This is a genomic window from Arthrobacter subterraneus (assembly GCF_900099735.1).
GTDB lineage: Bacteria > Actinomycetota > Actinomycetes > Actinomycetales > Micrococcaceae > Arthrobacter_D > Arthrobacter_D subterraneus.
On record NZ_FNDT01000018.1, the window covers coordinates 45,611 to 54,814 of the forward strand.

Annotated in this window: 9 protein-coding genes; 5 read left to right on the plus strand and 4 right to left on the minus strand. The window is 64.8% G+C overall.

Translation table 11 applies throughout. The features are described from left to right. Nucleotides 1-60 precede the first annotated feature (60 nt). The gene (locus BLS52_RS15070) at nt 61-945 is read left to right on the plus strand and encodes a TIGR04086 family membrane protein (protein ID WP_090587796.1); all 885 of its coding nucleotides are present in this window, start codon (nt 61-63) and stop codon (nt 943-945) included. A gap of 73 nt (nt 946-1,018) precedes the next feature. Here BLS52_RS15070 and BLS52_RS15075 read toward each other — a convergent pair whose 3' ends face one another. The 3 genes from BLS52_RS15075 to BLS52_RS15085 all read right to left on the minus strand — a co-directional run bounded on the left by BLS52_RS15075 (nt 1,019) and on the right by BLS52_RS15085 (nt 4,211). Next, complete coding sequence (locus BLS52_RS15075) at nt 1,019-1,993, minus strand: glycosyltransferase family 2 protein (RefSeq protein WP_090587797.1); 975 nt, start codon at nt 1,991-1,993, stop codon at nt 1,019-1,021. Then, nucleotides 1,990-3,018 carry an iron-containing redox enzyme family protein gene (locus tag BLS52_RS15080; protein WP_090587799.1) on the minus strand — a complete coding sequence of 343 codons (1,029 nt, stop codon included), beginning with the start codon at nt 3,016-3,018 and terminating at the stop codon, nt 1,990-1,992. The genes BLS52_RS15075 and BLS52_RS15080 overlap by 4 nt, the downstream gene beginning before the upstream one ends. Before the next feature lie 299 nt (nt 3,019-3,317). Next, nucleotides 3,318-4,211, minus strand: a complete 894-nt coding sequence (locus BLS52_RS15085; protein WP_026545333.1) for an SDR family oxidoreductase — start codon at nt 4,209-4,211, stop codon at nt 3,318-3,320. Between the two features lie 148 nt (nt 4,212-4,359). On the opposite strand from BLS52_RS15085, the gene BLS52_RS15090 reads away from it, so the two are divergent. Both BLS52_RS15090 and BLS52_RS15095 read left to right on the plus strand, forming a co-directional pair. After that, complete coding sequence (locus BLS52_RS15090) at nt 4,360-5,316, plus strand: TIGR03885 family FMN-dependent LLM class oxidoreductase (RefSeq protein WP_026545334.1); 957 nt, start codon at nt 4,360-4,362, stop codon at nt 5,314-5,316. Further along, entirely contained in the window at nt 5,316-6,989 is a 1,674-nt protein-coding gene (locus BLS52_RS15095; RefSeq protein WP_090587800.1) for an alpha-amylase family protein, read from the plus strand. Before BLS52_RS15090 ends, BLS52_RS15095 begins: the two co-directional genes overlap by 1 nt. A gap of 173 nt (nt 6,990-7,162) precedes the next feature. Here the strand turns inward: BLS52_RS15095 and BLS52_RS15100 are convergent, their stop codons facing one another. Then, nucleotides 7,163-7,975 carry an SGNH/GDSL hydrolase family protein gene (locus BLS52_RS15100; protein WP_245702889.1) on the minus strand — a complete coding sequence of 271 codons (813 nt, stop codon included), beginning with the start codon at nt 7,973-7,975 and terminating at the stop codon, nt 7,163-7,165. Nucleotides 7,976-8,084: 109 nt separating this feature from the next. Here BLS52_RS15100 and BLS52_RS15105 point away from each other — a divergent pair, with 109 nt between their 5' ends. After that, complete coding sequence (locus tag BLS52_RS15105; RefSeq protein WP_090587802.1) at nt 8,085-8,921, plus strand: SDR family oxidoreductase; 837 nt, start codon at nt 8,085-8,087, stop codon at nt 8,919-8,921. A gap of 77 nt (nt 8,922-8,998) precedes the next feature. Further along, nucleotides 8,999-9,204 (plus strand): hypothetical protein (locus BLS52_RS18355; RefSeq protein WP_139186280.1); only part of this gene is annotated, 206 nt, incomplete at its 3' end.

Genomic DNA, 9,204 nt, shown 5'->3' on the forward strand with positions numbered 1-9,204 from the left:
CCCCTGAAATACTAAGGTTACTTATAAAGTCGCCTACGGGCCCTGAGATCAGGAGGCACCATGAGCACACCAGGAACAGGGAATCACGAGAGGGACAACCGTCCCAAGCACTCGGATGATTCCGGAGCACACGAAGTCGGCGCATCCCGACGCCGGGACGCGCGGACGTCCGACGCGGAGACCCGCGCCATCAACGTCGACCGGAACAACGACGGCGTCGATGACACCCGCCAGCACACTGCGGCGGTTCCCGTATCGCATACGAGGGACGCCGACGATCACCATCGACGCCCGCGTGACCTCGATCCTGACACCACCCGCGACCATGACCGGCACGGCGACGTCACACCTGTGCCCGTGGGTGCGGAGCGGGACGCGCTCCACCAGCGCCAGAAGGAAACTTTCGGGGGCATGAAGTTCGGCGCGGCCTTCTTCGGGTGGCTGACCGCTACCGGAATGGCGGTCCTGCTGACCGCCCTGGTTGCGGCGTTCGGAGCAGCATTCGGCCTGTCCACGAACACCAGCGTCGGTGAGGCTGCCAACCAGGCTTCACAGGACGCCCAGACGGTAGGAATCACCAGCGCTGTCATCATTCTCGTGATCCTGCTGCTGGCCTACTACTGCGGCGGCTATGTGGCAGGCCGCATGGCCCGTTTCAACGGGGCAAAGCAGGGCGTGGCCGTCTGGCTCTGGGCGATCATCATTGCCGTCATCGTTGCCATTCTCGGCCTCATCTTCGGATCCCAGTTCGACATCCTGGCCAATCTGAACAGCTTCCCCCGCCTGCCGCTGAACGAAGGCGCGCTGACCACAACGGGCATCATCGCCGTCGTCGTGGCGCTGCTGGCCGCTCTGGCCGGTGCGGTTCTGGGCGGGCTGGCCGGCATGCGGTACCACCGCAGGATCGACCGCGCGGACTACGACGCCATCGACAACAACCGGTAGTCTTCCTCGGAAGTTTTGCGCAGGTGTGGTGATTCCCCGGCTCCGGGGCTCACCACACCTGCGCATTTCTGCTTTAACGGGCTGCCCGCACGTGCGCATACCTGCCGCGCAGCACGCGCAGCGAGTTGCCCGCCTTCACGAGCCTGGACCCCGCGTACGGTACCCCGCCGGCCAGACGGATGCCCACGGCGACCCACACCGCCAGCATCCGCTCCAGCAGCCACGCGGGGGCCCAGAGGGCAGCGGTAGCCGGGAAAACCTGCCGGCCGTCCCGCCGTCGTCGTCCCAGTTCTGCCACCCCGACGACGACGGCGGCAGCCGGCAGGCAGGCGGCCGCACCATAACGGCGCAGCAGCACAAGCAGTGCGGGCAGCAGGGACAGTTCCAGCAGCAGCCTTGGCGGCTGCGCAAAATCGTCATACGCCTGCCGGGTGCGTTGGCGCCAGAAGTGGCGGCAGGAGCAGGGGAGACGTCCGACGAAGAGATCATCCGCCCTGATCTCCGTACCTCCCGCAGCCTGCACGGTGCGCAGCAGTTCAAGGTTCTCGAAAAGGACATCGCCGTCGTAGCCGCCGGTCGCCCGCAGGATGGATCGGCGGACGCCCACAGTGCCTGGGAAGTCTGAACCCAGCGCACGGTTCAGGAGGGTACGTCCGGTATCCCACCGGGCATGCCACGGCAGGGTCAGGAAATAGTTCTGCGGCCGGACGGCGTCGGCCTCCTGCAGCAAATCGATCATCCGCCGGAATGCTGCGGCACTGTAGCGGACGTCGTCGTCGGCGATGATGATCCGCTCCTCGGAGGCCGCCGCCAGGCCCGTCAGCACGCCTGACACCTTGCCGTTGCGGCACGCGAATTGCGGCCGCAGATGGCGGATGCCGGCCGGCAACGCCGCAGCGTGCCGGGCAAACACCTCGTCCGGCGATCCGTCGACAACGAGCACCTCCGCCCACTGCCCAACGTCCTCAAGGTAGGCAGCCAGCTCCGCAATTCCACCGCCCCCGGTCCATTTCAGGGGCAGGATGTAGCTGGCAGCGTGCCCGTTCATGCCGGAGCTTGGACTTTTGTCCGCAGGGAGGACTCGCCTTTCTCCCAGGCACCCATGATGTGTTCGCCAAGCATGCCGTCCACGGCAAGGGCCGCCGCTGCCCCGAAGTACACGTCGCCGAGCATCTCGGGTTCAGCCTCAACAAGCCCGCCGGCGAGATCCCGTCCGGCAATCTGCTCGTGTACGGCATCGGCCTCCACATGCTCGTCGAAGTACCAGGTCACGTCCTCATCGAAGCCGAGCCGCCGGAACCCGTTACCGTACAGACGGTTGGGCTGTGAGGACGTCATTTCATAGGCGGCGAGGTGCCCCACGATGGCGCCGCGGAGCCTGCGATTGAGTCCAAAGAGGGACATCATATTGGTGCTCGCCAAGGTGATGGCCGGGACCGCGTCAAGGTAGTACCCATAGCTGTCCTCGAGCCCCGCCCCGCGCATGGTTCGCGCGAAGAGAGCCGAGTGCATGCGCTCGGGCCGTCCACCGCCGTATTCATCGGCCTGGATTTCGACCATGGCCGCCTTGGCGCGGCCTGTCAGCCGCGGGATGGCCCAGGTGTGCGGGTCGGCTTCCTTCAGCTGGTAGACGGATTTATGGATCAGGAACTCCTGCGCCTGCTCCAGCGAGGCCTTCTTGGCGACGTACCGGGACACGCTCGGCCCTGTATCGGCCGCCGCCAGTTCAAAGAGAACGGCGGCCACGCCATCGCTGTCCCTTGGCTCCAGGGAGGGAAGTTCGACGGCGGAGCGAAGGGCTGCCTCGAAGTCGCGTTCGATCAGTCTGCGGACCCCGATCAGACCCGGCTCCCATTCCCAGTCGGGGTGAGAGCCGTCGACGCCCCCATAATGCAGCTCATACAGGCAGAACAGCGTCAGCTGGAGGTCGTCGTCGGCGAGGATTCCGGAGGAAGCTCCGAGTGCGTCCGTGACGGCGCCGCTCAGCGCATTGAGGCCCTCGGTGTTCGGCTCCTGAGGGAGCAACTCCAGCAACGCCCGGCTTACAAACCCTCGCGCTTCAGGACTCTTCATGGCACAACCTTCCCTGCGGTGGGCCGACGTCGTCGTCCCCGTCAGCTTCATAGTACTAAGCCTACTGTCTATCCAGTGGCGAGTGCTCCGGAGCCAGACCGGGGGCCCAAGAAATTCCCAAGGTTCCCTGCCCATGATTGGAGGGCAGGACAGAGCCGGGCGAGACCACCGACTCCTCCTGCTGGCACTGGTTTACCAGAGCCCCCCCGAGCGGGACCGCCCCGTTTCCCCGACTGAGGCGGCCCCGCCCGGGAATCACCCGGCCACTTTCCCGACGCTGCTTCGCCGATGACCGCGAGCTACGGCGTCGGGTTTCCGCCGTTGACGTTCAGCGTCTCGCCAAGCACATAGCTGGACTCCGGAGATGCCAGGAACACGTAGGCGGGAGCCAGTTCAGTAGGCTGCCCGGCGCGTCCCAGCGGTGTGGACTTTCCGAATTCCGGCAACGCCTCCTTCGGCTGCCCGTCGGACACCTGCAACGGCGTCCAGAACGGCCCGGGGGCGACGGCGTTCACCCGGATGCCGCGTGGCGCCAACTGCTGGGCGAGGCCCTTGGTGAAGTTGTTGATTGCCGCCTTGGTACTCGCATAGTCCAGCAGGGTGGGCGACGGGTTGTACGCCTGGATGGAGGTGGTGTTGATGATGCTCGAGCCGGCAGGCAGATGCTTCAGAGCTTCGCGGGTGATGCGGAAGAACGAGTAGATGTTGGTCTTGAACGTGTGGTCAAGCTGTTCGTCGTCCAGATCCTCAAGCCGTTCCACTGCGATCTGCTTGCCTGCGTTGTTGACGAGGATGTCAAGACCGCCGAGGCCCTCCACGGCACGAGTCACAAGGTCCCTGCAGAATTCACCATCCTTGATGTCGCCGGGGAGCTTCACCGCCTTCCGTCCGCAGCCCTCGATGAGTCCGACGATCTCGTCCGCGTCAGCCTCTTCCTCCGGAAGGTAGGACAGCGCGACGTCGGCACCCTCACGTGCAAAGGCGATAGCCACCGCTGCGCCGATGCCGGAGTCAGCGCCGGTGATCAGGGCCTTTCTGCCCTCCAGGCGGCCGGTGCCGCGGTAGGACTCTTCACCGCGGTCGCTCTGCGGGGTAAGGTCACGGTCAAGGCCCGGCTCCGGCTGGTCCTGCTTCGGTGGCGAAATTTCCGGGAACCGGGTCACCGGGTTCTGGAAGGTGTACTGGTCACTCATGTTTTCCTCCTGATGTGTGGAAGATTGGGCGGCGCTGTTGAGCACCATCTGCAGTACAGCTAGGCTCGAAGCGTATTGCTAAGCCTGCTGATCACACTAGGACGGACCGGTTCACCTCTTCAAGAGCCGCCCAAGGAAAGGCCCGCGCATGCCCGTCATCGGCTTTCACGCCTCGCACGAACAGATCGCACCCGGACAGCTCCTCGCCGATGTCCAGTTGGCCGAACAGGCCGGCTTCGACGCCGCCATGTGCTCAGACCACTTCGAGCCCTGGGCCGCCGTGCAGGGTCACTCAGGGTTCGCCTGGTCGTGGCTGGGAGCTGCGCTGGCCACCACCAGCTTGCGTTTCGGCGTCGTCACCGCACCGGGCCAGCGGTACCACCCGGCCATCATTGCCCAGGCAAGCGGCACCCTGGCAAGCATGTTTCCCGGCCGGTTCTGGGCGGCGCTCGGCAGCGGAGAGAACCTGAACGAACACATCACCGGTGACCCGTGGCCGCCCAAGGCGGAGCGGCAACAGCGCATCGAAGAATGCGTGGACATCATCCGTCGGATGCACGACGGCGAGGAGGTCACCCACCGCGGTCTGGTCACCGCTGAGCAGGCAAGGCTGTGGGATGTGCCGGAGATCAAACCGCAGCTGATTGCCCCGGCGGTGAGTGTGGAAACAGCGGCGCGGAGCGCACGCTGGGCCGATGGCCTGGTGACCGTGAACCAGCCGCACGAGAAACTGACTGAAATGATCAACGCCTATCGGGACAACGGCGGGCAGGGCAAGCTGATTCTGCAGGTGCATCTGTCCTGGGCGCCCACCGAGGAAGAGGCCCTGGAGATCGCGCGGGTTCAGTGGAGCTCGAACTGCGTGACGCCTCCCACCACGTGGGACCTCGCCCGTCCCTCGGACTTCGAGAAGGCCACCAGCGACCTCAGCGAGGAGAAACTTCGTGAAGGCGTGCAGATTTCAGCCGACCTCGCGGTTCACGCACAACAGCTCCGGGAGTATGCCGACCTGGGGTTCGACGAGCTCTACCTGCACTTCGTGGGAACCGAGCAGAAACCGTTCATCGAGGCCTTCGCCCAGCACGTCCTGCCTGAGGTCCGCTGATGCGCGTCACCGACACCTCTGATCTTTGGTGGAAGAACGCTGTCATCTACTGCCTCGACATCGAGACGTTCTGCGATTCGAACGGTGACGGCATCGGTGATTTCGCCGGTGCTGCGCAGCGGTTGGACTACCTCGCGGAACTTGGGGTCACCTGTGTCTGGCTGATGCCGTTCTACCCGTCGCCGCAGCGTGACGACGGGTATGACATCGTCGATTTTTACGGCGTCGACGAGCGGCTCGGGACCCTCGGCGACATGGTCGAGTTCATCCGCACCGCCAAGGACCGCGGGATGCGCGTCATCGCCGATCTGGTGGTCAACCACACCTCGGACCAGCACCCCTGGTTCAAGCAGGCCCGTTCCTCGAAGGACAATCCCTATCGCGACTTCTATGTCTGGCGGTCGGAGCAACCACCGGACACGTCCAGCGAGGTGGTGTTCCCGGATCAGGAAAACTCCATCTGGACCAAGGACAGGAAGACCGGGGAATGGTATCTGCACCGGTTCTACTCCCATCAGCCGGACCTGAATGTCGCAAACCCGGCGGTCCGCGACGAGATCGCGAAGGCGATCGGTTTCTGGATGGAACTCGGGCTCTCCGGCTTCCGTGTTGACGCCGTCCCCTTTTTCCTGGAGACGCGGGGCATCGACGGCCATGCAGGCGATCCCCATGACTATCTGCGCGACCTTCGGCGTTTCCTCTCGCGCAGGGCCGGTGATGCCGTGCTGCTCGGCGAGGTCAATCTGCCCTATGAGCAGCAGGTGGAGTTTTTCGGCGACGCAGCGGATGAGCTCACCATGCAGTTCGACTTCGTGACGATGCAGCAGATGTATCTGTCCCTGGCCCGGGGCGATGCCCGCCCCTTGGCACGTGCGCTGACGGACCGGCCGAAGATCGACTCCGACAGCCAGTGGGCCACCTTTGTGCGCAACCATGATGAGCTGACGCTCGACAAGCTGATGAGCTCGGAGCGCGAGGAAGTCTTCGAGGCCTTTGGTCCCGAGAAAAGGATGCAGGTCTACGGCCGCGGCCTCAAACGGCGGCTCCCACCGATGCTGGGCGGCGATCCGCAGCGCATCCGGATGGTCTATTCGCTGCTGTTTTCCCTTCCCGGAACGCCGGTGCTGTTCTACGGCGAGGAAATCGGCATGGGAGAGAACCTTGCGGCCGAGGGTCGGATGTCCGTGAGGACACCGATGCAGTGGACCGACGAGGACAGCGCAGGGTTTTCCTCGGCGCCGCCCGACAAGCTCGTAGCTCCCCTTGTGGAGGGTGAGTTCGGGCCGGACAACGTCAACGTGGCGGCATCCCGCCGGGACCGCTCATCGCTGCTGCGGTTCATGGGCACGCTGATTCGCCGCTACCGCGAGTGTCCCGAGCTCGGCTGGGGCACTTTCACCATGATCGACACCCCACATCCCGCGGTCTTCGCGCACCGCTGTGATTGGGAGGGCAACACGCTGTTCCTCTTCCACAACTTCTCCGATGAGCCCATTGATGTGGAAGTGTCGCTCGATTCCGGGGATGTGCCTCGCGGAGGCGGTGTGCTCACGGATCTGCTGGAGGACACCAAGACGGAGATCGAGCCTGACGATGACCTCAAGGTCAAGCTGCCCCCGTACGGGTATCGCTGGCTGCGGATCCAGATACCGGGGGCGGGCCGGCTCTGGTGACCGGCGCGGGGCCGGTCTGGTAACCGGCGCGGGACCGGGGCCGGGTTAGAAAATTGTTGCGAAGAACCCGGCTCCGATGGAGGCCACCATGGCGATGACGACGAGCCAGACGATCGGTGCGCGGTATTTGTTGATGAAAGTCATGATGTAACCAGTGTACGAGGGCTGGAACGTCAGCCGTTCGCGGCAGGCTGAGCCCTGCGTTCCGCGGCGAGTCGCTTAAGGCCATCTGCCGGGTGAATCGGCTCCGGCCAGCGCGGTTCGAGATGGTCGCCGAGCGTGACGTGACGCAGGCGCCGTCCGAACATCGGAAGAACCCATTCGCCCCACCACGCCGTTTCCTTCCGGAGCAGTTCCGCGAGCGTCAGGCTCGGGCGAGGGCGCAGTGGTTTGGATCTCAGGGCATGGTCCACACCCAGCTCACGCAGAACGTGCGCGGCCATGTTCCTGTGGCCTGCCGGGGACATGTGCAGCCGGTCGACGTCCCAGAACCGGGGGTCGTGGTATTCGTCGAAACACCAGTAATCGACCAGTAACGCTCCGTAGGCGTCGGCGATCCGGCGGACATGCTCGTTGTAGATCCAGTTGCGTCGCCGCATCGGTTCGAGGACCGGGTGGAGCCGCACATCGAATCCGGTGAACAACAGAGGCCGGGCACCGGCGGCGGCGATACGTGCCACCATCTCCTCATAGCTCTCCATGAGCGGGGTGATGCCGGTACGCAGTTCGAGGATGTCGTTACCGCCCGCGTAGACGCTGACCACCGTGGGCCGGAGGTCAAGCGCCGGCTGGAGCTGCTCATCGATGATCTGGTGGAGCCTCTTGCTGCGGATGGCGAGGTTGGCGTAGCGCCAGGAGGGGTCCTGTTTACTCAGCTGTTTCGCCACGCGGTCGGCCCACCCTCGCACACCGTTGGGATAACGGGAGTCCCAGTCCCCTACCCCTTCCGTGAAGGAATCACCGATAGCGACAAAGAGCCTGGACACTCCTTCACGCTAGGCCTCGTGGACGACGGCGGCCCGTCGTGCCGATGTCATCCAGGAAAAACCATGATGAACACGGAATATTCGCATCCCGTTCAACGCTCAACCCGACATGACTCCACGAATTGCGGTAACCGGCTCCACCGGTCATGTGGGCGGAGAAGTTGCCCGGCTCCTGTCCGCTGCAGGGTACGAACAGAAACTCATCGTGCGTGACCCGGCACGGGCCCCTGGACTCCCCGGCACGAGCACTGCGCAGGCGGACTACGCCGACCGGCAATCGTCCCTCGATGCCCTCCGCGGCAGTGAGGTGCTTTTCATGGTCTCCGGCGCGGAGGCAGAAGACCGCGTGGACCAACACCGGAACTTCATAGATGCCGCCGCGGAAGCGGGAGTTCAGCACATCGTCTACACCTCCTTCCTCGCCGCCGCTCCGGATGCGACCTTCACCCTTGGCCGCGACCATTGGGCAACGGAGGAACACATCCGCAACTCGGGGATGGATTACACCTTCCTCCGCGACAACTTCTATCTCGACGTCCTGCCCCTCTTCGCAGGTGAGGAAGGAATCCTGCGCGGACCGGCCGGCGACGGACGGGTGTCAGCCGTCGCGCGCACGGACGTGGCGCGCACCGCCGTCGTCGTCCTGAAGGATCCGCAGGCCCACGCGGGCAAGAGCTATGACCTCACCGGCCCCGAAGCTCTCTCGCTCAGCGAGGTGGCGGCCGTAATCACTCGCGTGACCGGCCGTGAAACCCGCTATGAGGAGGAGACCGTCGAGGAAGCGTACGCATCACGCGCTTCCTACGGCGCACCTGATTGGCAGCTGGATGCGTGGGTGAGCACCTACACTGCCATCGCATCCGGTCAGCTGGAACGCACGACGACGGCGGTCCAGGACCTGACCGGCGCGAAACCGATCAGCCTCGAAGAACTGCTCCGGCGTTAGCCGGAGGCTTCGCTGGCGGCGCCCTTCCCCGCGGTCACCCTCCAGAATTGTCAGACCCGGGTGGTTGAGTGGTTTGTATGGAGAAGGGAACCGCGGAGCGGGTTGGGAATGCCCGTCAGCCGGTGCGTGGCGGGGCGTATGCCGGAGGCGCGTATGCGGCGGAGCTTGAGCGGGCGTATGCGGAGGCGTGCGGGGAGTGGCCGGAGGGTGAGGTTGGCCTTGATTGGGCGGAGGAGGGGCTCAACGAGTACGGGATTGATGAGCATGCCCGGGCGCGGGTGGA